The 20,939-nt window shown below is 44.3% G+C and carries 25 protein-coding genes; 11 read left to right on the forward strand and 14 right to left on the reverse strand.

Translation table 11 applies throughout. The features are described from left to right. Window positions 1-185 precede the first annotated feature (185 nt). From QVO88_RS10945 to QVO88_RS10985, 9 genes are all read right to left on the reverse strand, one after another. Entirely contained in the window at window positions 186-995 is an 810-nt protein-coding gene (locus tag QVO88_RS10945; RefSeq protein WP_022288497.1) for an RnfABCDGE type electron transport complex subunit B, read from the reverse strand. A gap of 22 nt (window positions 996-1,017) precedes the next feature. After that, window positions 1,018-2,289: a 2-hydroxyacyl-CoA dehydratase gene (locus tag QVO88_RS10950; protein ID WP_022288498.1), complete on the reverse strand. Its 1,272-nt coding sequence runs from the start codon at window positions 2,287-2,289 to the stop codon at window positions 1,018-1,020. A 15-nt stretch (window positions 2,290-2,304) separates the two neighbouring features. Then, window positions 2,305-2,874, reverse strand: coding sequence for an electron transport complex protein RnfA (locus QVO88_RS10955; protein WP_022288499.1), 570 nt, complete (start codon window positions 2,872-2,874; stop codon window positions 2,305-2,307). 2 nt (window positions 2,875-2,876) lie between these two features. Beyond that, window positions 2,877-3,560 carry an electron transport complex subunit RsxE gene (rsxE, locus tag QVO88_RS10960; protein ID WP_022288500.1) on the reverse strand — a complete coding sequence of 228 codons (684 nt, stop codon included), beginning with the start codon at window positions 3,558-3,560 and terminating at the stop codon, window positions 2,877-2,879. Continuing rightward, window positions 3,553-4,113 carry an FMN-binding protein gene (locus QVO88_RS10965; protein ID WP_022288501.1) on the reverse strand — a complete coding sequence of 187 codons (561 nt, stop codon included), beginning with the start codon at window positions 4,111-4,113 and terminating at the stop codon, window positions 3,553-3,555. Before QVO88_RS10965 ends, rsxE begins: the two co-directional genes overlap by 8 nt. Further along, complete coding sequence (locus QVO88_RS10970; protein ID WP_022288502.1) at window positions 4,110-5,051, reverse strand: RnfABCDGE type electron transport complex subunit D; 942 nt, start codon at window positions 5,049-5,051, stop codon at window positions 4,110-4,112. The genes QVO88_RS10965 and QVO88_RS10970 overlap by 4 nt, the downstream gene beginning before the upstream one ends. 14 nt (window positions 5,052-5,065) lie before the next feature. Then, complete coding sequence (gene rsxC, locus QVO88_RS10975; RefSeq protein WP_022288503.1) at window positions 5,066-6,370, reverse strand: electron transport complex subunit RsxC; 1,305 nt, start codon at window positions 6,368-6,370, stop codon at window positions 5,066-5,068. 27 nt (window positions 6,371-6,397) lie between these two features. After that, a complete protein-coding gene (locus QVO88_RS10980; RefSeq protein ID WP_022288504.1) occupies window positions 6,398-7,396 on the reverse strand; it encodes an FAD:protein FMN transferase in 999 nt (332 codons plus the stop codon). A gap of 75 nt (window positions 7,397-7,471) precedes the next feature. Then, the gene (locus QVO88_RS10985; protein WP_022288505.1) at window positions 7,472-8,065 is read right to left on the reverse strand and encodes a helix-turn-helix transcriptional regulator; all 594 of its coding nucleotides are present in this window, start codon (window positions 8,063-8,065) and stop codon (window positions 7,472-7,474) included. 173 nt (window positions 8,066-8,238) lie between these two features. Here QVO88_RS10985 and QVO88_RS10990 point away from each other — a divergent pair, with 173 nt between their 5' ends. From QVO88_RS10990 to QVO88_RS11005, 4 genes are read left to right on the forward strand one after another with little or no spacing between them, the layout of a single operon-like run. Beyond that, window positions 8,239-8,898, forward strand: a complete 660-nt coding sequence (locus tag QVO88_RS10990; RefSeq protein WP_022288506.1) for a histidine phosphatase family protein — start codon at window positions 8,239-8,241, stop codon at window positions 8,896-8,898. Between the two features lie 44 nt (window positions 8,899-8,942). After that, the gene (locus QVO88_RS10995; RefSeq protein ID WP_022288507.1) at window positions 8,943-9,224 is read left to right on the forward strand and encodes a hypothetical protein; all 282 of its coding nucleotides are present in this window, start codon (window positions 8,943-8,945) and stop codon (window positions 9,222-9,224) included. A 22-nt stretch (window positions 9,225-9,246) separates the two neighbouring features. Beyond that, window positions 9,247-9,777: a hypothetical protein gene (locus QVO88_RS11000; protein ID WP_288178025.1), complete on the forward strand. Its 531-nt coding sequence runs from the start codon at window positions 9,247-9,249 to the stop codon at window positions 9,775-9,777. Further along, window positions 9,774-10,619: an RluA family pseudouridine synthase gene (locus QVO88_RS11005; protein WP_022288509.1), complete on the forward strand. Its 846-nt coding sequence runs from the start codon at window positions 9,774-9,776 to the stop codon at window positions 10,617-10,619. Before QVO88_RS11000 ends, QVO88_RS11005 begins: the two co-directional genes overlap by 4 nt. On the opposite strand, the gene QVO88_RS11010 is transcribed toward QVO88_RS11005, so the two are convergent. From QVO88_RS11010 to QVO88_RS11025, 4 genes are all read right to left on the reverse strand, one after another. After that, the gene (locus QVO88_RS11010) at window positions 10,600-11,307 is read right to left on the reverse strand and encodes a Ger(x)C family spore germination C-terminal domain-containing protein (RefSeq protein WP_022288510.1); all 708 of its coding nucleotides are present in this window, start codon (window positions 11,305-11,307) and stop codon (window positions 10,600-10,602) included. The genes QVO88_RS11005 and QVO88_RS11010 overlap by 20 nt on opposite strands. A gap of 112 nt (window positions 11,308-11,419) precedes the next feature. Then, window positions 11,420-11,746, reverse strand: coding sequence for a hypothetical protein (locus QVO88_RS11015; protein WP_022288511.1), 327 nt, complete (start codon window positions 11,744-11,746; stop codon window positions 11,420-11,422). Further along, complete coding sequence (locus QVO88_RS11020; RefSeq protein WP_022288512.1) at window positions 11,733-12,800, reverse strand: GerAB/ArcD/ProY family transporter; 1,068 nt, start codon at window positions 12,798-12,800, stop codon at window positions 11,733-11,735. Before QVO88_RS11020 ends, QVO88_RS11015 begins: the two co-directional genes overlap by 14 nt. Next, entirely contained in the window at window positions 12,797-14,296 is a 1,500-nt protein-coding gene (locus QVO88_RS11025; RefSeq protein ID WP_022288513.1) for a spore germination protein, read from the reverse strand. Before QVO88_RS11025 ends, QVO88_RS11020 begins: the two co-directional genes overlap by 4 nt. Before the next feature lie 110 nt (window positions 14,297-14,406). Here QVO88_RS11025 and QVO88_RS11030 point away from each other — a divergent pair, with 110 nt between their 5' ends. From QVO88_RS11030 to QVO88_RS11040, 3 genes are all read left to right on the forward strand, one after another. Next, window positions 14,407-15,093, forward strand: coding sequence for a DUF421 domain-containing protein (locus QVO88_RS11030; protein ID WP_022288514.1), 687 nt, complete (start codon window positions 14,407-14,409; stop codon window positions 15,091-15,093). A 13-nt stretch (window positions 15,094-15,106) separates the two neighbouring features. After that, complete coding sequence (locus QVO88_RS11035; protein WP_022288515.1) at window positions 15,107-15,481, forward strand: DUF4363 family protein; 375 nt, start codon at window positions 15,107-15,109, stop codon at window positions 15,479-15,481. Between the two features lie 203 nt (window positions 15,482-15,684). Next, window positions 15,685-17,724 carry a zinc ribbon domain-containing protein gene (locus QVO88_RS11040; protein ID WP_022288516.1) on the forward strand — a complete coding sequence of 680 codons (2,040 nt, stop codon included), beginning with the start codon at window positions 15,685-15,687 and terminating at the stop codon, window positions 17,722-17,724. Window positions 17,725-17,880: 156 nt separating this feature from the next. On the opposite strand, the gene QVO88_RS11045 is transcribed toward QVO88_RS11040, so the two are convergent. Beyond that, window positions 17,881-18,300 carry a hypothetical protein gene (locus QVO88_RS11045; protein ID WP_022288517.1) on the reverse strand — a complete coding sequence of 140 codons (420 nt, stop codon included), beginning with the start codon at window positions 18,298-18,300 and terminating at the stop codon, window positions 17,881-17,883. A gap of 60 nt (window positions 18,301-18,360) precedes the next feature. On the opposite strand from QVO88_RS11045, the gene QVO88_RS11050 reads away from it, so the two are divergent. From QVO88_RS11050 to QVO88_RS11065, 4 genes are all read left to right on the forward strand, one after another. After that, window positions 18,361-19,122 (forward strand): serine/threonine-protein kinase, encoded by a 762-nt coding sequence (locus tag QVO88_RS11050; protein WP_022288518.1) that lies wholly within the window; start codon window positions 18,361-18,363, stop codon window positions 19,120-19,122. After that, window positions 19,106-19,438 carry a zinc ribbon domain-containing protein gene (locus tag QVO88_RS11055; protein ID WP_022288519.1) on the forward strand — a complete coding sequence of 111 codons (333 nt, stop codon included), beginning with the start codon at window positions 19,106-19,108 and terminating at the stop codon, window positions 19,436-19,438. Before QVO88_RS11050 ends, QVO88_RS11055 begins: the two co-directional genes overlap by 17 nt. 97 nt (window positions 19,439-19,535) lie before the next feature. Next, on the forward strand, window positions 19,536-20,111 hold the full coding sequence (locus QVO88_RS11060) for a hypothetical protein (RefSeq protein ID WP_022288520.1): 576 nt from the start codon (window positions 19,536-19,538) through the stop codon (window positions 20,109-20,111). Window positions 20,112-20,206: 95 nt separating this feature from the next. Next, a partial coding sequence (locus QVO88_RS11065; RefSeq protein ID WP_288178026.1) for a M15 family metallopeptidase occupies window positions 20,207-20,939 on the forward strand: 733 nt, incomplete at its 3' end.

Here is a 20,939-nt window from a genome sequence, read left to right on the forward strand (position 1 = left end):
GTTCGGCTATATTTTTCTTGCCGCTGACAATTATTCGTACAAATAGTATTATAAATCATTTATAAGTATCTGTCAACAAACGCTAAACTTTTCGTGAACACTGCACAAATTTGGCTGTGTATTTTTGGCACAAAAAAAGCTCCCCTGACGCATAAACGTCAAGAGAGCCTTTAAAGCAAAATATTTTACTGCACTTCCACTTTTTCGCCCATGATAGACCTGATAGCGTGGACACGGCACACCTCTGCACACTTTCCGCAGTTTGTACACTTGTCATAGTCGATAACAGCGTGGTTGTTCTGCACTGTAACGGCACCTGACGGACAGTTTTTCTCGCACAGCTTACAGCCTATACAGCCGTTAGGACAAACAGACCTTGTCACTCTGCCCACATCTCTTGATGAACAGCAGATATCCACAGCCTGAGAGATCCTTCTCACTGCGATAAGACCATTTGGACAGGCTTTTGCGCAAAGCCCACAGCCCATGCACTTTGCTTTGTCGATAACGGCAATGCCGTCAACGATAGATATTGCCCCCTGAGAGCAGACCTTGATACAATCGCCGTAGCCTAAACAGCCGCTTGTGCAAAGCTTGCTTCCGTCATAAAACCTGTTGCACGCCGCACAGCTCTGAATGCCGTCAAAATCGTATTTATGCGGTGTATGAGAGCAATCTCCCGAACAGCGCACGAAAGCCACCTGTGGCTCTGCTGCAGTCACTTCAACGCCCATTATCTCGGCTATCTTCTTTGCAGCAGCCTCGCCTCCCGGACGGCAAAGGTTACATTCTGCACCTTTGTTCACGATAGCGTCGGCATAGTCTGCACAGCCCGAAAAGCCACAAGCGCCACAGTTTGCCTGCGGAAGCGCTTCTGCGATAGCGTCGACACGCTCATCCACCTCAACGGCAAAAACTTTTGAAGCCACCGTCAGCAGAACGCCTGCCAATATGCCCAAAGCGGCAAATATAGCCAAAGGGATCAAATATTCCATATCATTCTCCTCTTTCAGAATTTCAGTTTTTGTTGTGTTTCATTATATTATTATCCATAAAATCAAGGGTCATCTTAATGCGGTTTTTGATATTAACGTCCGCTGTTCCCGAATCGTGATCGACCGCCGTTATGATGCTGTCTGGGTAGAGCTTTTTTATACGCTTTATTATGCCTCTTGCACAGGTGTGGCTCACAAGGCAGCCAAACGGCAACAGCATCACAACACCTTTGCAGCCGTTCTTCAACGCTGAACACATTTCTGCACCGATAAGCCAGCCGTCCCCCATTGTTTCGCCAAGGCAGCCAAAGTTTTCACCGTAGCTTTTCAAGGATCTATAGTCTTCCATAGGCTCGAAACCGTTTTGTACAAGTGCAGAATTCATTTTGCACCAAAGCGTTTTCATATAGGCAATAAGGACTTTTGCTCCCACACCTGCCAAGGTTTTTCTTCCGTAAATGTTATCATCATTTGTACAGGAATCGACAAGGTACATTATGTATGGAACAAAGCCGCTCATATATATCTGACAACCGAGATCACGGAGGTATTTCTCCGTTTCGCCGTTGCCGAGAGCACAGAATTTTATGTAAAGCTCCCCTGTTACGGCGACCTTTTTGACCGATCTGCTTTTATCACAATTTATTGTAGCAAAGCTTTCGCATATCTTGCGGAATATGACGCACATTGAGATTGGATCGGCTGCTTTGCCATGTTCAAAGAGCCGTGACAGCCTGCTGTTCCATAGGCGGACTTTATCAAGCGTTTCACCCTTTTTTAGTTCATAGGGTGAAAGCTCATTATAAAGATACAAAAGCAAGTCACTGTAATAGATCGCTGCACAAGCCGTCAGCACCATTTTAGGCGTTATGGAAAATCCGCTGTGTTTCTCAACGCCGCTGACATTAAGTGACACCACAGGAACATTTTGCAGACCGGCTTTCAAAAGAGCTTTTCGCAGCAGCATAATGTAATTGCACGCTCTGCACCCTCCTCCTGTTTGAGGCAGCAGCAGGGCTGTTTTTGCGGTGTCATATTTGCCGCTTTTCAATGCACATATGAACTGTCCTATTATGAGGTTGCAGGGAAAGCAGACATCATTATTTGAATATTCCCAGCCTGCGTTTATCATTTGTGACCGACTGTATTCGTTCACCCCGATAACGTCGCACTTATATCCACCGCTAAGAAATGCATATTTAAGCAGCGGAAAGTGGAAGTCAAGCATTGATGGTATCAATATAGTGTGGGTCTTTTTCATCGGCTTTGTAAATTCAACCCTTGATCGTTTCATATCGATAAATTATTATCAGATTATTCCCGAAAAGCCCATAAAGCTTAGCGAAACGATAGACGCCGCAATGAGCGTTGCAGGTACGCCCTTGAAAGTTTCAGGAAAATCGCAGTTTTCTATCCTTGCTCTTACTCCGCTGAAAAGCAAGAGGGCAAGAGTAAACGCAAGTCCTGTTCCAAGTGCGTTTGTGAGGGACTGAAGAAAATTATAGCCGTTGTCTATGTTTCCGATAGTAACACCGAGAACTGCACAGTTGGTTGTGATAAGAGGCAGATAAACGCCCAGTGCCTTATAGAGAGGCGGCATCATCTTTTTCATGACTATCTCAACAAGCTGAACGAACATTGCTATAACAAGTATGAACGCCACTGTTTTTAGATACTCTATACCGAAATGCTCAAGCAGTCTGTATACAGGATATGTGATAGCTGTTGCGCATATCATAACGAATATTACTGCTGCGCCCATTCCCACAGATGATTTCATCTGCTTTGATACGCCAAGGAAAGGACATATTCCCATGAACTGAGAAAGCACAACGTTATTTACGAACACACAGCCGATAAGTATAAGTATGTAGCTCATTTTTATGCCTCCTCACTCTCTGTTCTGCACTGACCCTTGCACAAAGCCGCATTCGGACAGCCTGAGCAGGAAATCTCCTTTGGCGGCTTCTTGTTCGCTATCTTGTTCACAAGTGCGATAAGACAGCCAAGCACGAAAAATCCGCCTGCCGGCATGATGAACACTGTCATAGGATCGTCGCACAGGAAAGGTATCTTGAAGCCGAACCATGAGCCTGTGCCAAGTATCTCTCTTATAGAACCCATTGTGAAAAGTGAAAGTGTAAATCCAAGACCCATTCCAAGTCCGTCAAGTATGGACGGGAATATCTTGTTCTTGCTGGCAAAAGCCTCCGCTCTGCCAAGGATAATACAGTTTACCGTGATAAGGGACAGGAATACGCCTAATGCACTGTAAAGCTCAGGTATATAGCCTTTCATAAGAAACTCGATAAGAGTAACGAAGCCTGCGATTATTACGATAAAACAAGGCAGTCTTACAGCCTTTGGGATAACGTTTTTCAAAAGGGATATAACAAAGTTTGAGCAGACAAGCACGAACGTTGTGGCAAGTCCCATGCCGATACCGTTTTTCGCCATTGTTGTGACCGCAAGCGTCGGACACATACCAAGAAGCGTAACAAGAGTCGGGTTTTGCTTTATGATACCCTTTGTAAATTCATACAGATTAGAATTTTTCTCAGCCATTGAGTATCTCCTCCTTATGCTCGTCAAAAAGCTTCACAGCCTTTTTGCACGCAGATTTCATTCCCTTTGAAGAATAGGTGGCAGCGGTAACATTGTCGATAGAATTTTCATCAGTGTCAACACCAAAGCCCTTTAGCTTTGAAAGAAAACTATCGTCCTGCACCTTTGTGCCAAGACCCGGAGTTTCGCCTATAGAGAGAAATTCTATCCCCTCGACAGTTCCCTCGCTGTTTATACCAATAAGCAGATGAAGTCCACCCTTTGAATAGCCGTCCTCAGTTATCTCGATAACGCATCTGCCGTTATCCTTGTCTGTGATAATGGAGTTCACGCCCTCTGTGTCGAACGTAACAGGCGTCTTGCTGTCACCCTCGCCGTCAAGCATTATCTCATAATCGCCCTTGCCGAATATCTCCTCACAGCCCTTTTTCATATCGTCTGTAAGAACACCTGTATTGTCAACATATGTGGCATTATAGGCAAGCACCAAAAGTCCGCTGACAACTATACATATTATAGTCAGCACCAATGGAGGCATTATTTTATCTTTCATTCAGACTTCGCCTCCTTCTTCTTTGATATAGCCCCTAAAGGCTTTGTTTTTGTTATCATGTCGATATATGGTGTAAGTATATTCATAAGCAGTATGGAGAATGAAACGCCCTCAGGATAAGAGCCGAAGAAACGAATCACACAAGTGATGATACCACAGCCGATACCGAATATCACCTTGCCTGTTTTTGTAACAGGAGTTGTAACATAGTCAGTTGCCATGAAGAATGCACCGAGCATTACGCCGCCTGCAAGTATCTGATAGATGCCGTCCTCGCCGCAAAGATATGAGAACACGAAAACTGTGCCGATAAATGCAAGAGGTGTATGTACTGAGATTATCTTCATCATTATAAGGTATATGCCGCCAATGAGCAATGCCGCCGCAGACACCTCGCCAAGACAGCCGCCTACTTTTCCAAGGAAAAGGTCGAGATAATCGGCAGGGGCGGAATGTGCCGCCGCAAGAGGTGTTGCACCTGTTACGATATTGTCAGGATCATAGAAAGGCACTACCCAATGGGTCATGTTGCCTGTGAAAGCAAGCATAAGAACTATTCTTCCCACGATAGCAGGGTTGGCAAAATTCTGTCCCAGACCGCCGAAAAGCTGCTTTACTATAACGATAGCAACGAATGTGCCGATAGCAGCCTGCCAATAAGGCATTGTCACAGGGAGATTGAACGCCAAAAGCATACCGGTCACAAGTGCCGAAACGTCCTTTGTGGAATCAGGCCTTTTCATTATAAGATTGCAAAGCCTTTCCCATATGAGTGCCGTTATCATGCAGAAGCCTGTGAGCATAAGCGCACGTCCGCCGAAAACGTAGGCAGACATTGCAAGTGCAGGGCAAAGCGCCACAAGCACATGGGTCATCACCTTAGAGGTAGAAATATTATCCCTTATCTGAGGTGAAGGGCTTACCAGCATTTTTTCCATATTTTCTTACCTCCTTATGTTCTTATGAAAGCTTTTGCAAGCTGATTTTTCTCTGCAAGATCTCTCTTTGCAGGACAGACGTATGAACACGAACCGCAGTTCATGCAAAGACCCACCTTGAGCTTCATAAGAGCTTCCTTATCACGCCTGTCATAAGCCTTTTCAAGCTCTGTAGGCATAAGATTCAGCGGACAAGCAGAGATACATCTTCCGCACTTTATGCAGTTTGTCTGTGCGCACCTGTCCTCGATGCCCTTTTTCTTATCAGCCTTTTCACCAAATGCAAGAATGGCGTTTGTGGTCTTTGTCACAGGGGTGTCAAGCTCATAAAGGCACATTCCCATCATAGGACCGCCAAAAAGGGCTTTTCTAACCTTTTCTTTATCGCAGTCACCGAATTTCAGTATATCCTCCGCAGAAGTTCCTATAGGTACTTTCACATTGCATGGAGTAGATACCACGTCACCGTCAACAGTTATACGCTTTGATATGAGTGGCATACCTGTTTTGGAATACTCGCCGATAAAGCCTGCTGTGGTAACGTTCATTACGATAACGCCCTGATCTGACGGAAGCTGACCCTCGCCAACTGCACGTCCCGTGGTGTTGAATATTATCACCTTTTCTGCACCCTGAGGATAGCATGACTTCAGCACCTTTACTTCGATACTTTCATCATCAGCCGACTTTTCACGCATAAGCTTTATAGCCTGTGGCTTGTTGTCCTCGATGCCGATAACGACCTTTTTAAGCCCCAGCATATCACGCACGAGCTTTATTCCGCACATAACATCGTCAGCGTTCTCCATCATCTCACGGTAGTCGCTTGTTATGTAAGGCTCACACTCAGCGGCGTTTATAACAAGGGTATCGACCTTGTATTTGTTCTCGTCAAAGTTGAGCTTTATGTGCGTCGGGAAGCCTGCACCGCCCATTCCGCAGCAACCTGACTGCCTTACGGCTTCGCAAAGGCTCGCTTTGTCTGTTATAACAGGCGGCTTTACGTCAGGTGATACCTCCTGCTCTCCGTCGGTGTCGATCTCCACCATTTTGCACACCTTTCCGCCTGCTGTGAGCAGTTCGGATATCGCCGCCACTGTGCCTGACACAGACGAGTGAACAGGGCATGACATAAAAGCGTTGCTTTCGCCTATGACCTGTCCCACAAGCACTCTGTCACCCTTGGCAACTGTCGGCTCGCAAGGTGCTCCCATGTGCTGTGACATGGATATCTTCACTCTTGCAGGCAGCGGCATGGCGATAGTTTCGCTGTTTTCCGTCCCCTTTTTGTGGGAAAGAAAAATGCTGTTGAGTTTCATAATTTTCCCCCTTATCATACTTTATGACTATTCAAACCTGAATTTATCATCACTTATACTTATCCTGCTCTTTATACTGTCAGAGCAATAAACTACGCCATTTTCATCAATGGCAATAACTTCTATATCTTCATCACTGAGCCACCTGTCAAGCTCACCGCTTCCGCCAATAAAAATGCAGGTAGACAGAAAATCGGTTTCAATGCCGCTCTGCCCTATCACAGTGACTGAAACAAGGTCTGTTTCGCATGGATAGCCTGTTGTCAGGTCAAAAATATGGCTCCACTTTTTGCCCTGTGCTTCAAAATAACGCTCATATCCACCAGAAGTGGAAACAAATCCACCGCCGCTTGTGAAGCTAAGGCAGGTGTTATCGTTATCAAAAGGGTCTGTGACCGCAACCTTGAAATCTGTTTTATCCGGCTTCTGCCCGTAAAGAAGCGTTGACGAGCCAAAGCTCACCACCGCACAATCGGCTTTTTCACTATCCAAAAGCTTTTTCACTTCGTCAAGGGCAAAGCCCTTTCCGTCACAGCCCACGTCTATCTGTGTGCCGTTTTCAAGGACACATTCGCTCCCTGAAATCTTTATATTCTCATATCCCACAGCGGAAAGAGCAGTCTGTATCTCACTTTGCTCAGGCACTCTCGGCTCATCGCCAGTAACGTTCCAAAGTGCTGTCAGCACCCCTGCGGAAATATCCGCTCCGCCGTATTTTTTTGTAAGCTCTATGCTCTTTCCTATAAGCTGTGCAGTTTCCTCAGAAAGCTCAAGCCTGCCGCTCTCATTGAGCCGCGATAACTCCGAGCCTTCCTCATAAGGCGAATAAAGCTTTTCCAAAGCCTTTATCCTGTCCTTCACCGCCTCAGCGTCGCCACCGTATACAGCGGCTGTGCATGGGCAATCCATGGCGAAAAATGTCGCCTCGTCAGGCTTTTTATCTAAGTGCATCATCACCGCTCCGCACACCATAAGAGCCGCCGCACACGCTACCGATACAAACAGCCGCCTTTCAGGCTTTTTCATTTTTATACCTCACTTGAAATTAGTTGAAAAGTGTGTTATAATATCCGAAGTATGATAACATCGGTATCAAAATTCTTATGTGCAAGCGAGCAAAATGTGTTCGCACTCTTTGATAAACGCCCTCAGTTCAGGATTTTTTCCCACTGAAACCTCGAGCCTGTTCACCTTTTTTCCTGCCATACCAAGGATCCTGTCAAGGTCTTTAGGCTGAGCGGAAAGATATTTTACACAGCGTTCCATGGTTTCCTCAGTGTCAAGCTCAAAAAGCTTGTGGGAGTTATGAGGATTTTCAGAGTAAAGCTTTCTCAAAAGCATATAGGTGCATATTTTCACCGCCATGTCCGTCTGAGTTTCAAGACCCTTTATGCCGCTGTCTTTTATAAGCTCCCTCAGCAGCTCGCTTCCCTCGTCCAAACAGCCTAACGCAGAGTTTTTTTCTCTGACCTTGACTAAACCGAACACATCTTCATAGGAAGCGCCGTAAAGCTTTATAAGAGCAATGATGATATTGACGTTCTGCTTTTTGCCGTGTTCAACGGCTGATATGCAAGACTGGCTGGTGCCAACTGCTCTAGCCGCACGGCTTTGTGTATAGCCGCTTTCTATCCTCGCGGCGGTAAGCTTCTCACCTATCCTGAGAGTCAGCTCATCTTTGCTGTCATTGCTCATGTAATATCTCCCATGTATAAAATCATATTAGTTTTTCAACCATTATTCTATTATACTATAAATTTATGTATTTGTAAATATAAAATCTATAAAATGACGTATTTAAGTGAAAAAAATTTGTGCAGGTTTTAAAGCACTTATCATAAAAGAAAAAGAAAGCAGGTATTTTAAATATGAAAGGCTACAGAATAGCATTTATCCGTCACGGAATGACGCAGGCAAATCTTGACGGACGTTATATCGGTACAACCGACTTGCCTCTGTGCAGAGAGGGTGCTGACCAGCTTTATGAAAAGATAGAAAAGTACGATTACCCTTCGGTGCAGAAGGTCTACACCTCGCCTTTAAAAAGGTGCAAACAGACTATATCTATACTCCAGCCTAACAGACTTGTGGCTGAGATGCCCGAGCTTCGTGAAATGGACTTCGGCAAGTTTGAGAACAAGACCGCTGATGAGCTTATGAACGACCCTGATTATGAGCAGTTCATAAAAGGAGGACTTGACAATCCTCCACCGAACGGTGAATCAACAAGAGATGTCATAAACCGCTGTTATGAAGCTCTGAACATCATCATTTCCGATATGATGTATGAGGGTCTTACAAATGTTGCGGTATGCACCCACGGAGGTCTTATAATGAATATGCTGGCAGGCTTCGGCGTTCCGAAAAGGAAGCCTATGGACTATGCCTGCGATTTCGGCGAGGGCTTTGAAGTCATGGTGACAGCTTCCATGTGGCAGCGTTCAAGCGCTTTCGAGGTAATAGGAACATATCCGCCAAAATATGAGGAAATGCCTGATTACACTGTTGAGGATTATTATACCGACTAAGAGGATAAGTAAACAGTAAAAACAGAAACGAGGGGGGAAAAGGCTTGACAAACAAAGAGATAAAACTATCGGCAAGAAAAAATATAAGCCAGAACATGGGAAACTGCGTATCGCTCACGGCATTTTTGTTTGCGGTATTTGTATTTCTTGGTCTGTGCGAGCTTGCCCTTTTTATGCTTTTCAAACGCATTGGCTGGGAGTACTTTTTCTCGTGGCAGGGAATAAAAGATCATGTTTCCGTAAGGCTATTCTGGTTTCTTGACCTCATTGTCATTATACCTTTTGCATCTTTTGAAATGTGGACTGTCCGCAGATTTTTTTGTTGATATTGCAAGAGCAGACAGCTATGTGGGATCGAGGCAGTATATAAACTCACATTCCTATGTATATTATTCCCACACCATGTTTTCTTCCATTATAATTAATTCACTGAAATTATTTTCCGCAGTACCTTTCGCTATCTCAACCTACAGCGTGTATTATTGGGGCTGGGTATGCAAGCTCAGCGAGCTTACCTCCGCAGGTCTTCTTTGTTTCATGTTCTCACTCGGTCTGTCTGTTGTGTTTTTCGGACTTATGGTGCATTACTGGATATCCCTTGCCCTTGCGCCATATATAATGACTCTAAACCCACGCACCAACATTTTTGACGCCTGCGATCTTTCTGTAAGGCTCATGGACGGTCAGCATGGCAGATATATCTCGTTCCTGCTGAGCTTTGTTATGTATATCCCCGCACTTCTGTTAGTATATCCTGTTTTTATCATCTATCCATATTTCAGACTAAGCTATATAGTGTTTTTGCAGGATATAATGGGAAGCTACTGGCAGGACAAAATGCCGTCAATGATAAAGCGCTGGAGGAAATACAGCAAATGACTGTGACAATAACAAAAGAAGAAAATGAAAAAGCCCTTGAATGTGTACTGCGTTCAAGGGGCTTTTCAAAAAGGCTCATAACAAGGCTCAAACGCACTGAAAACGGCATGACAAGAAAGGGCGTCCTTATCCGCACTGTTGACCTTGTATATGAAAATGACATCATCATGATAAACGAGGGTGACGGTGAAGCTCTTGACCCTAATCCTGACCTGAAAGCTGATATCCTCTATGAGGACAGCGAGGTGGTGGTGTTCTCAAAGCCGCCTTTTATGCCCTGCCACCCGTCAATAAAGCATCGTGACGATACGCTGGGAAATCTTTTTGCCGCACTTTATCCAAGCCTCGCTTTTAGACCTGTCAACCGCCTTGACCGCAACACGAGCGGCTGTGTGCTTGTGGCAAAAAGTCAGCGAAGCGCCGCAATGCTCCAAAAAAGCTTTGAAAAGACCTATGTTGGAATAATAAAAGACCTGCCCCACTGCGGTGGGCGTATCTGTGCGCCTATCGCAAGGGAGCAGGAAACTATAATAAAACGCTGTGTGAGGGCTGACGGACAATATTCCGCAACGGATTATCTTGTACGCAAAAGGCTGGGAGATCTTTCTCTTGTGGACTTCTTTCTTGAAACCGGCAGAACGCATCAAATAAGAGTACACTCGGCTTTTATGGGCTATCCTCTCCTGGGTGATGACCTTTATGGCGAGGCAAGCCCTCTTATAAGCCGTCAGGCTCTCCACTGCGAGAAAATGACTTTTCAAAGCCCCGAAAACGGCAGGATAGTGACTGTTACCGCACCGCTTCCCGAGGATATGCTCTGTCTTATGACACCCGACAGGTGATATCCGTTTCAAGCTCCACCGAGCCTAGCACTTCATCAAGGCGGTCGGCATACTTTAGATAGCTTTGCGGATATTTGTGACGGAAAAGCCGCCACACATCAAAAATATCCGTCCTGTTCTCATACAGGGCTTTGTTCCACACCCCTGTGATATTTTCTTCAAGGCGCTGTTTCACAAGTGCCGCCACCTGGTCTGAGCTTTTCTCGTCACGGATATCAAGAGAACTGTGTGCAAGAACAGTGAGCTTCAATCTGCATACGAGCCTGCCATTCTCGTTATCAAGCTTCAGGCTGTGGCTGTCAGAGGTTATCCTAACGTCCATGGGGCTTCCATTATATTCGATCATATCATAATACTGCTCTGCCTTTCCCGTGAACCACAGACAGCCTGATGCGTCAGCGTGGGAAAGATAACTCTCAAGCACCGTACCTTTTCGTATAAGGGCGGTCTTTTTTATTTCCAAAAGCGGCTCCTGCTGTTCCGCTGACTTTTCCTCATGGCTCTCCGCAAAATCTCCCAGCGGTTGTTTGATAGAGATAACTGGCATAGCGATATACTGCGGTGATCTTATGCAGGAAAGCAGATCGATAAGGCGGCACTCCACCGTTATGCCGTTTTTCACACCCATTTTTATGACCTGTGTGAAGTTTTCTGAGGACATCGTTCCCCTTGTCAGCTGAACGTTCATAAGCTCCTCTGCAGTATTTTCCGCCAGGCAAAGCTCCACTCCAAGAAAAACATTTTTGTCCTTTATAGCAAAAGAGAACAGCTTCTCCGGAGAGGAAAGATCTATATTTTTATTAAAGCATATTATTTGAAGATGGCCAAAAAAAGATCTCCCTGCCTAGCTGATACTGACAGCCCTCAATGGCGTCTCGGATACTCCTGCCTTTGCAATTGACAGTCTGTATATTGGACTGGCTCACATCAAGAGGAGTGTCAGAACCCATACTCTGGGTCTTAAAGACCTGCAATGACACATTGTATTCCCCGTTTTCATAGTCAACGCCCATGGCGTGGCAAAGAACACGCTCCTCGATATCCACCTGCCTGCCGAAAGAAGAAGACAACAGCGTCACTGCTGCGATAAAAAGCACAACAACTACCTGTATCTTACGCTTTTTCATCAGATCTCGCCCCCTTTTTCACAAATATCAGGCATAGAAGCGGTATTACGCCTCCGAGAAATATGAGTGGGATAGGGCTGAGCCCTGCGTATGCGATGCTCTCCCACTTGTGAGGCAAGAGCCAGAAAAGCGTTGCCGCCGCAGGAATCACCGCTGTTATTATCACGCCCGAGCCAGAACCGAGCTTAGGAAAAACATATCTCAGGCATCTCCCTGAACAATGGAAATATACTCCCAGCTTATATACCGAGAGCATTACCCACACGCCCATAACAGCGGCGTCATAGCGTTCTATTATGGCAGTGCGTGAAAATGCCGCAAGTGCGAAGAATGGCAGTTTTGCAAGAAGAGTGTAATCTCCAAGTATCATTGTGATAAAGCCTAAGACTATTTCAACAAGGGCAAGCCTTGTGAGCAGAAAATACACAGACGTTTTTGCTGCATTGCCCTTTGTTGAGGGTAAAAGAAAAACTATCACTGCAAGATAAGAGCTTCTTGCAAGCTCGCTGACAGCAGAATGAAAAATGCCTTTTCCAACGTTTCTTTCCGCAAGGTGAAAATCAACGAATGTGAAATCTTCAAGAGAGCTTATAACAAGGATAGATGTCACAAAGAGAAAAAGTACAAAAAGCACTGTTCCCGTTTTTCCTATGACCCCAAGGCCTGACATTGCAACATATATCCCGCAGGCGACAACGCTGAGAACTATCATGAGCCGTGGTATATAATCAGAAAAATAATAATCCATAAAATAGGTGAAGGTGCCGATAACATAAAATGACACTGTAAGAAAATATGCAAGATACAATGTACAAACTCCCCTGCCTGCCCACTTTGAACGGCTCACCACAAGAGTGCATGGGTCATCATTAGGAAAACGCTTGTGGAAAGCCGCCATACCGCATATCATAACTATCTGAAAAACTGTAGACAGCACTGTTCCAAGCATAAGCTCCAAAGCGTTTGCGGTGCTTTCAGGGAGAAATGTCATCATTGAAAAGGCTCTTGTACAGATAAGCATTGCAAAAAACTGCATTGGCGTAAGCTTTTTCATTGGCTTCCCCCCTTTTCGTCAAGCTTGTATTCTTTAATGGTGCTGTGAGTTTTCTCATATGACCGAAAGCTCCGCCTTGAAATAACGTCCTTTATACCCTTTGAGAAAAATGGCGTAACAGGCGCGGTGTAAGATACTGCAAGGTCGTCCATGGAGTTTATATTTATCATCAAAAGCACAGTGCAAAGTGCAATGCCATAAAGTCCCGAGCCACCGCCCACCAGGATATACACTAGCCTTAATATAGCCGTCTGCTGATAAAGGCTCGGTATAACGAACGATGATGTTGTGGTTATCCCCACCACTATAAGCAGAGGGGCGGACACAAGTCCGCTTTTTACGGCAGCGTCGCCTATGATAAGACCGCCCACTATAGAAACAGTGCTTCCCACAGGCTTTGGAAGCCGCAAGCCTGCTTCTTTCATTATCTCAAATAGAAGCATTAGCACAAGCACCTCCACTGTCAACGGATAAGGCGTTGACTCCTCTGAAACTGCAAGATTCAGAAGAAGCTTCAATGTGAAGACCTCAGGGTGAAAGCTCGCCAGTGCAACATACAGACCCGGAAAAGCCACCGCTAGAAAGAACGCAATATATTTCAGCCACCGCATAAAGGTGACGTAAAAAGGCTTTTCCGCAAAATCGTCCATGGTCTGAAAATTTTCCGCAAAAAGCGAAGGACAAATAAGCACAAATGGCGTGCCGTCCACAAAAACACATATCCTGCCCTGATTTAGCCTTGTGCATATCATATCAGGCCTTTCGGAATAAGCCATTTGTGAAAACACTGACGAACCGAAGCCTTCGTCGATAAAAGGTTCGATATATCCGCTTGTAAGAACAGTATCAAGCTTTATGCCTTTGAGCTGTTTTCTCAGCCTGTCCACAGCGTCTGAGCTTGCCCGGTCGCTCATGTAGACCATGCACACGTCGGTGGAAGAACGCTTTCCTATCTGCATCATCTCAAACCTCAGCGATGGTGTTTTCATTCGTCGGCGCACAAGAGAAATATTAGTTCTTATTGTTTCCGTAAAAGAATCCTGTGCGCACATTATAGTCTGCTCGCTTGCAGGCTCAGAAACCGACCGCTTGTCGTAACCTTGGATACCGTAAACAACAGCCTTTGAAAGCCCCTCCACAAATATGACCGCAAAGCCCGAAAACAAAAACTGTATGACGTCACCATAATTAAAGACCGTTTTTCTCTCGGCGGCAAGCAGGCTTTCTTTTGTCAGGAAGTCGAATACCTGCTCTGCATTGCCCTTTGACTTTTGTGCAGAAAGCTCCATTATAGGTCTGAAAATAAGCTCTGACATTGCGCTCGTTGAGATCATTCCCTCTATGGATACCAACGCACAGCTTACGGAGCATATCTTCACATTCATTATGTTAAGATCCATTGAATTGCCTGTTATGGTGCGAAGGGAAGTCATGGCGGCGTCAATGGTCTTATCTATCTCAGCGTTTTTGTAGTTTCTGAAATCGGGTGTATTCATTTTGTTTCTCCTACATGAAATTTTGTTGTATTTATTATCTGCGGCTGTTATCAGAATATTCTGCATTAAAGCTGCAAAAAATAGCTTTGACCATATTGGAGGAAAACAAAATGCTGATAGTTTTTTTCAGAGCCGTAATACTTTATATACTCATTGTCATAAGCATACGCCTTATGGGCAAAAGGCAGATAGGCGAATTACAGCCCTCGGAGCTTGTTATAACGCTTCTGCTTTCAAACATCGCCACCCTGCCTATCGAGGATATGACTATACCAATGTCAATGGGCATAGTGCCTATATTCACGCTGGTGTGCCTTGACGTTATACTCTCTCACTGCTCGCTTAAATTCAGAGGGCTTAGAAAGCTCATATGCGGCTCTCCGAAAATAGTCGTAACCCGTGGGATCATAGATCAAAAACAGCTCAAAGACCTGCGTTTTTCTGCAGACGATCTTTTGGAGTCCCTAAGAAGCATGGGTATATTCGATATAAACGAGGTACAGCTTGCGGTGGTGGAAACAACAGGCAAGATATCGGTCTATCAGAAAGCACAGTTTAGACCTGTGAACAATGGCGGAATGGGCATAAAAGGATCTCAGACCGACCCTCCACAGCTCGTTGTCGACAACGGAAGGATAATATACTCCGCCCTTGGTCTTATCGGCAAGGACGAAAAGTGGCTCATGAAAAAGCTAGGAGAAAAGGGTATGCCCCTGAAAGATGTTTACATCTGCACCGCTGACCCCTCAGGGCAGATAGTTGCCATAAGAAAAGACAAGGGCAAGAAAAAAGTATAAAGGAGCAATCACAATGAAAAGATTGACCGCCTGCATTATTATCCTCACTGTCATAGCCGCCATGTCAGTGTTCTCCGTATTTGCGGTAAAAAAAGAAAACGATAAGTTCATAAGCCTTGTGAACGCCGCTGAAAACAGCTACAGAAATGATGACAGCGACACAGCCCAACGGCTCGAAGAACTCGAAAATGCCTGGAATAAATATTATGTAAGAATATCATATATAGCACAATCCTGCACACTCGATGATATCTCCTATGCAGTGGCAAAGCTCCCAGCCCTATTGGAAAAGGGCTCTGAGGAATTTTTGTCAGAGTGCGAGAGCATACGCTCATGGACAGAGAAGATATACCACACTCAGTATCCCCATTTATATTCGGTTTTTTAATGTAGAAAAATTGTGTCTAAAACGTTATCAAAGTGTATGATTTTTTCTTGCGTTATTGTACAAATCTACAAAAATCATACAGAACAAGGCGGTTTCAACGAGTTTTTCTTGACTTTTCTTTCTGCTAATATTATACTTAGAATGTATGAATAGGATAAAAAATTTTATCCTGTTTAGAAAAGAAGTATCAATGGAGGTATGAAATGAACACTATCAAGTTTTGTGCTAAGTGCGGAGCGCCAATAGGTCCAGAAGAAAAATTCTGTGGCGGCTGCGGTGCGTCTATCGCCGAAATGGAAGCCGAAGCAGGCATTTCCACACAGCAGGCAGCACCTGCTCAGGCACCCGTTCAGCAGGCTCAGCCTGTACAGCAGCAGGCTCCTCAGTATGACCAGCAGTATGCACAACCAGCAAACAACTACGCTCAGGCAGCAGCTCCTGCGGCTGCAAAGCCAAATCCTTTTGCTAAGCTTGGCGAATGGGTAAAGGGTCACAAGAAGATAACACTTATCGCCGCTGCAGCTCTTATCATTGTTATCGTTGCGATCATCATTCTGTGCAACATTCTTAAATATCAGGTGATCGACGCAAAGGATCTTTTCAAGTTTGAATTTAAGGGCATTGACGGCTGTGGCTATGTTGAGGCAGAGCTTAACTGCTATGACAAGAGCTACTATTCAATGGCAGACGCTACAAGCGCTCTCGGCGACCTTGCTGACGAGACCGATCTTGACCTTGGCGACCTTGATGATCTTTCCGACTATGCAAGCTCATCTGACAAGTCATCAAAGGTAAGCAAGTATTTTGCACTTGACAAGAAAACTCTTACAAAAGCATTTAACAAAGCTGATGATTTTACAGAAGCTAAGAAGATGAGAAATGCCCTTCTCAAAACAAATAGCGATGGTGAGTATAAGCTGAAGATCACTTTTGATAAGAAAGCAAACAAGAATCTTAAAAACGGTGACAAGGTAAAATGCACAGTAAAGTACAACGAGGATTCTCTCAAAGACAAGAACATAAAGCTAAAGAACACTGAGTTTGAGGTAACTGTAAAGGATCTTAAAAATGGTGAGGAGATCGACTTCTTCAAGGGCGTTGAGGTCAAGTTCTCAGGCTTTGACGGCAACGGCTCTGCTGACGTTTCATATGACTCAGCATATCCATTTATCTACTATGATTATGACTACAAGTCAGATCTGAAAAACGGCGACAAGTACACTGTTACAGCTAACATAGACGTTTATGGCGCAGAAGAAAGCGGTGACATGACTTGGTTTGAATATGACGACAAGTATTATACATACAAAACAGCCGACGTTAAGGACGGCAAGGTAACAAAGGATTTCACTGTTGAGGGCCTTGAAAAAACTCAGGAGATCGACCCGTTCGAGGGACTTGAATTTGAATGCTCAGGCGGTGTTCCATTTGTTAAGCCTTACTCAGTAAAGGACGAGTCTATCCCTGCTGCTCTTAAGGACAATGTTTCTTACTCAGTATCATGCGATGATTATATTGGCATCGGCGGCACATTCAAGGTAACTTGCAGCCCTTATTCCTCACTTGCAAGAAATGGTATCACACTTTCCGGCAAAACTGAAACAAACGATTGGGGCGACACTGTTTATGTTAAGGAAATAACAGTTGACGAAACATTCCCTGCATATGTAACAGCTGACAACGGTAAGGCTGCTATGGACAGCTATCAGTCATATCTTGACGACAAGATTGAAGACATGAGAAAGGATATAAAGGGTCATTACGCTCCATATCCTGCTGACTTTGACGGCAAGGTAACATCTATCGAGTCTTTTGATTACGTTGACACTTATGTTGCATTCACAAACAAGAAGAATTATGATTCTTGGGAGAACACAAATGCACTCTACAATCTTTACAAGATAACTGTAAAGACAGATAAGGAGAAAAAGGCAGTTTCATTCTATGCTTCGATCTACTGCTCAAACATCGTTGCAACAGGTGAAACATTTACTGAAGAGCCTTACTTCTCAACATCTTACTACAACAAAGAAGCAGATTTCAAGAAAAAGGTAATTGAAGCCGAGGGTTACACAACAACTAAGGCTGGTGCGGCTTCAAAGCCTGCAACTGACGATTCTTCATCGGCTGCAGCAAGCGAAGCAACAACTACGACCACAACAACAGCAAAGACCGATTCTTCTGTAGCAGAAACAACTACATCTGCAAAGGATAAGGCAACAACTACAACTCTCGTTCCATAAGAGTTAAATAGTGAGAAACACGCCGCGGAAATTTTCTGCGGCGTGTGTTTTTATGTTCTGACAACTCTTGAAAACCTTGTCAAAATGTGATATAATATTTGTTACGATAATAAAAAAGCAGCTCCGAAGAACCGGAGCTGCTTTATGAAACGATCGTTATTTAAGGCACTGTGAACCATTTTCAAAAAGCACTTTGTTGAGCTTTGCCACATCATAGCCTTTGTTTATTGCGTCAATGAGTATGCAATCACGGGTGTTTTTAGGATAAAGCTGAGCTTCACCCGCAAGGGTCAGAAGTCGCTGAACGGTATCAACATCAAGCTTCATAGCAAGTGCGATAGCGATTATCTTATCCTTGCTTGGAAGTCTTGCTCCTGCAAAAATCTGATATCCATATATTTGATTTAGCTGGGATATTCTTATGACCTCTATCTTTGTCATCTTTTTCTTTTTCACAAGCTCACAAAGATAACGTGCAAAATCCTGTCTGTCAAGAGAATCCTTATTGTTGCTTAGAAAACTGTTGATATCATCGCTTCCATTTAGCTCCTCCATAAGCTGTGTTGTTTTTTTCATGTCACCAGTTCCTTCCTATAATAATTTATTTTTTACATTTTTACATTGGAGATGAGAAATATGTCACAAAAAAGCTTATATGATTTTGAAACAGAACAGATCGACAAAATGTTCGACTGCAAAAACTATCTATTTAAAAACAGCAAGCACGAAAAAGTCATTTTAGAGAGTGACACAGGTGTAAAAATGGTGCGGCACATTATCTATAAGCCTGCTGACGTTTCTGTATATCAAAGGCTCGCATTGATAAATAATCCATATCTTTGCCGTATCTACGAGATCTCCGAAAGCACTGAAGCGTATACTATCTATGAAGAATTCTGCGACGGCATGACTCTTACGGATTATGCAAACGGCGAAACACTAGCAGAACACGATGCCCTGAACATTACCTGCTCCATATGTCAGGGATTGTATGCTCTTCACAGCAGCGGCATCGTTCACCGTGATATAAAGCCTGATAATATTATAATATGTGACGACAATAATGTCAAGATTATAGATTTTGATATTTCTAAAATTTATAAATCTAATCAACGCTCTGACACCCAGACTTTAGGAACTGTAGGCTTTGCCGCACCTGAACAATTCGGTATGCAGCAATCTGACGCAAGAACAGATCTCTATTCTCTGGCAGTGCTTCTGAACGTTCTTTTGACAGGTGAACACCCGTCGGTCAAAATGTGCGAAAACAAGAAAATTCTGAAAGTTATAAAGAAATGCCTTTCTATCAATCCAGACGACAGATATAGCACTGCGGAAGAGCTGTACAATGTGCTTAGTAAGATCAGGAGAAAACTAAAATATGAAAAAATGTCCTAATTGCGGAAGAATTCTTCATGACGATTCCATTTTCTGCTTTGGCTGCATGAGCGAAATAAACAAGAGGCAAGAAATAGTTCTCGCTACCCCCAAAAAAGTGTTTTTAAAAGCAAAAATAACCACACCAATAATCGCTGTGGCGTTAGCATCCGCAACTGTTTTCGGGGTGTATACTTATAATAACAATAGTGATAAGACCACGGCTGTGAAAAAAAGCACACCTCGATCTACTGCCACAGTCACCACAAATACACCTGTGACAACTACTCTGCCTCCCGTCACCACTGTCATGACTACTACCACAAAAAAAGCGTGAGCCTGACAAGGCTGCCCTTGCGTCAGATATTGCAGAAGGGGCGGCATTAGCAGAGTCAAAAGCCGCCGCAGTCACCACCACTTCCACTACAGAAAAAGTGACTGAGCCTGTGACAGAGCCTGAGATACAGCAGGATATACCCCAGGAAAACACAGAAGATACTCAGCAGGACGAGCCTGTCGAGCCTGAATATTACTCCCCTGATGGTGCAAGTCAGATGACCCTTGACCTGCTCGATTATGTAAATCCTCTCCGTGAGAAATATGGTCTGAAACCGCTCCGTGCAAGCGGACAGCTTGATGAATGTCTGCAAAAGAGCCTGTATCAAATGGATGACTACTGCCAAGGCATTGGCAACGTATACGAACATCTCTCTGAGGTCGGTCTGCCTAACAACAGCAAAATACGACAATTCACAGCAAACAACAGCTGTGTTTCAGACTATGACGAGGCATACACAGAGCTTTTTACTTGGTTAAAAAATAATGCAAGCTTCGGTCTCTCTTACGGTGACAATCTGATCAACGGCTTGGAAGATTACACATATCTTGGTGTTTGCTTTTTCCATGATGATATAGTTCAGGAAAGAAAAGACCATATGTGGAATGACCCAGATAATGATGAATACGAATCTATGCCGCTATATCAATGCTATGTTTATGTTATGAAATAAGCCGACAATATCCGACTTGAATATTTTATGTGTCTGTGATATAATAAAGGCAGCACAAAGCGTAAAAAAATAAATTACAAAAAAAGAGGATATTTATGAATAATCAGACTAATAACGAGAATTTATCTCAAAGCACTAATAGCCAGCCTGACGAATACAGCGCTTATCGTGACGAAGAATACGAAAGAATGCGCATTGAAATGGAAAAGCGCCGTGCCGAAAGGCGTGCAAGAGAACACAGGCGTGTTATGAAAAACCGTATCATTGCCATAGCAATTCTTTTGGTGATAATTTTTGTGATAGTGAAAGCCTGTGGCGGAAAGTCAGACAACAAGCCTGCGGCTGATTCATCATCACAGACCGAAAGCACAAAGCAGGCTGAGGCTAAGACCACCACCAAAAAGAAAACCTCCGACAACAGCAAAGCAGAAGAAACAAAGCATAAGATAGAGCAATCAAACGGCATGACCTTTGTTGACGGCATTCTTATAGTGAACAAGACCTACTCCCTGCCATCAGATTATGCACCGGGCGTAAGCACAATTGCACAGAACGCCTTTGACGAAATGGCAGCGGCGGCGGCTCAGGACGGCATAACACTCTTTGTAAATTCAAGCTATCGTTCATATCAGGATCAGGAGTATCTTTACAACTCCTATGCCGCAGAGCGTGGCACAGAAGCCGCAGACGAGGTATCTTCCCGTCCGGGACATTCGGAACATCAGACAGGTCTGACCTTTGATGTGAACACCACCGAGAACAGCTTTGCAGGTACTCCCGAAGCCAACTGGCTGGCTGAACACTGTGCAGAGTACGGCTTCATTATCC

The organism is Ruminococcus sp. CAG:57 (assembly GCF_000435935.1).
GTDB classification, from domain to species: domain Bacteria; phylum Bacillota; class Clostridia; order Oscillospirales; family Ruminococcaceae; genus Hominimerdicola; species Hominimerdicola aceti.

What these genes read in the sequence shown, in the direction of transcription:
- QVO88_RS11030 (WP_022288514.1), top strand. Translation starts at nt 14,407, where the DNA reads ATGCTGATAGTTTTTTTCAGAGCCGTAATACTTTATATACTCATTGTC.
- QVO88_RS10945 (WP_022288497.1), bottom strand. Translation starts at nt 995, where the DNA reads ATGGAATATTTGATCCCTTTGGCTATATTTGCCGCTTTGGGCATATTG.
- QVO88_RS11005 (WP_022288509.1), top strand. Translation starts at nt 9,774, where the DNA reads ATGACTGTGACAATAACAAAAGAAGAAAATGAAAAAGCCCTTGAATGT.
- QVO88_RS11010 (WP_022288510.1), bottom strand. Translation starts at nt 11,307, where the DNA reads ATGAACGTTCAGCTGACAAGGGGAACGATGTCCTCAGAAAACTTCACA.
- QVO88_RS11015 (WP_022288511.1), bottom strand. Translation starts at nt 11,746, where the DNA reads ATGAAAAAGCGTAAGATACAGGTAGTTGTTGTGCTTTTTATCGCAGCA.
- QVO88_RS10955 (WP_022288499.1), bottom strand. Translation starts at nt 2,874, where the DNA reads ATGAGCTACATACTTATACTTATCGGCTGTGTGTTCGTAAATAACGTT.
- QVO88_RS10965 (WP_022288501.1), bottom strand. Translation starts at nt 4,113, where the DNA reads ATGAAAGATAAAATAATGCCTCCATTGGTGCTGACTATAATATGTATA.
- QVO88_RS10950 (WP_022288498.1), bottom strand. Translation starts at nt 2,289, where the DNA reads ATGAAACGATCAAGGGTTGAATTTACAAAGCCGATGAAAAAGACCCAC.
- rsxE (WP_022288500.1), bottom strand. Translation starts at nt 3,560, where the DNA reads ATGGCTGAGAAAAATTCTAATCTGTATGAATTTACAAAGGGTATCATA.
- QVO88_RS10980 (WP_022288504.1), bottom strand. Translation starts at nt 7,396, where the DNA reads ATGAAAAAGCCTGAAAGGCGGCTGTTTGTATCGGTAGCGTGTGCGGCG.
- QVO88_RS11040 (WP_022288516.1), top strand. Translation starts at nt 15,685, where the DNA reads ATGAACACTATCAAGTTTTGTGCTAAGTGCGGAGCGCCAATAGGTCCA.
- QVO88_RS11035 (WP_022288515.1), top strand. Translation starts at nt 15,107, where the DNA reads ATGAAAAGATTGACCGCCTGCATTATTATCCTCACTGTCATAGCCGCC.
- QVO88_RS11020 (WP_022288512.1), bottom strand. Translation starts at nt 12,800, where the DNA reads ATGAAAAAGCTTACGCCAATGCAGTTTTTTGCAATGCTTATCTGTACA.
- QVO88_RS11045 (WP_022288517.1), bottom strand. Translation starts at nt 18,300, where the DNA reads ATGAAAAAAACAACACAGCTTATGGAGGAGCTAAATGGAAGCGATGAT.
- QVO88_RS10990 (WP_022288506.1), top strand. Translation starts at nt 8,239, where the DNA reads ATGAAAGGCTACAGAATAGCATTTATCCGTCACGGAATGACGCAGGCA.
- QVO88_RS11050 (WP_022288518.1), top strand. Translation starts at nt 18,361, where the DNA reads ATGTCACAAAAAAGCTTATATGATTTTGAAACAGAACAGATCGACAAA.
- QVO88_RS10985 (WP_022288505.1), bottom strand. Translation starts at nt 8,065, where the DNA reads ATGAGCAATGACAGCAAAGATGAGCTGACTCTCAGGATAGGTGAGAAG.
- QVO88_RS10970 (WP_022288502.1), bottom strand. Translation starts at nt 5,051, where the DNA reads ATGGAAAAAATGCTGGTAAGCCCTTCACCTCAGATAAGGGATAATATT.
- QVO88_RS11025 (WP_022288513.1), bottom strand. Translation starts at nt 14,296, where the DNA reads ATGAATACACCCGATTTCAGAAACTACAAAAACGCTGAGATAGATAAG.
- QVO88_RS11055 (WP_022288519.1), top strand. Translation starts at nt 19,106, where the DNA reads ATGAAAAAATGTCCTAATTGCGGAAGAATTCTTCATGACGATTCCATT.
- rsxC (WP_022288503.1), bottom strand. Translation starts at nt 6,370, where the DNA reads ATGAAACTCAACAGCATTTTTCTTTCCCACAAAAAGGGGACGGAAAAC.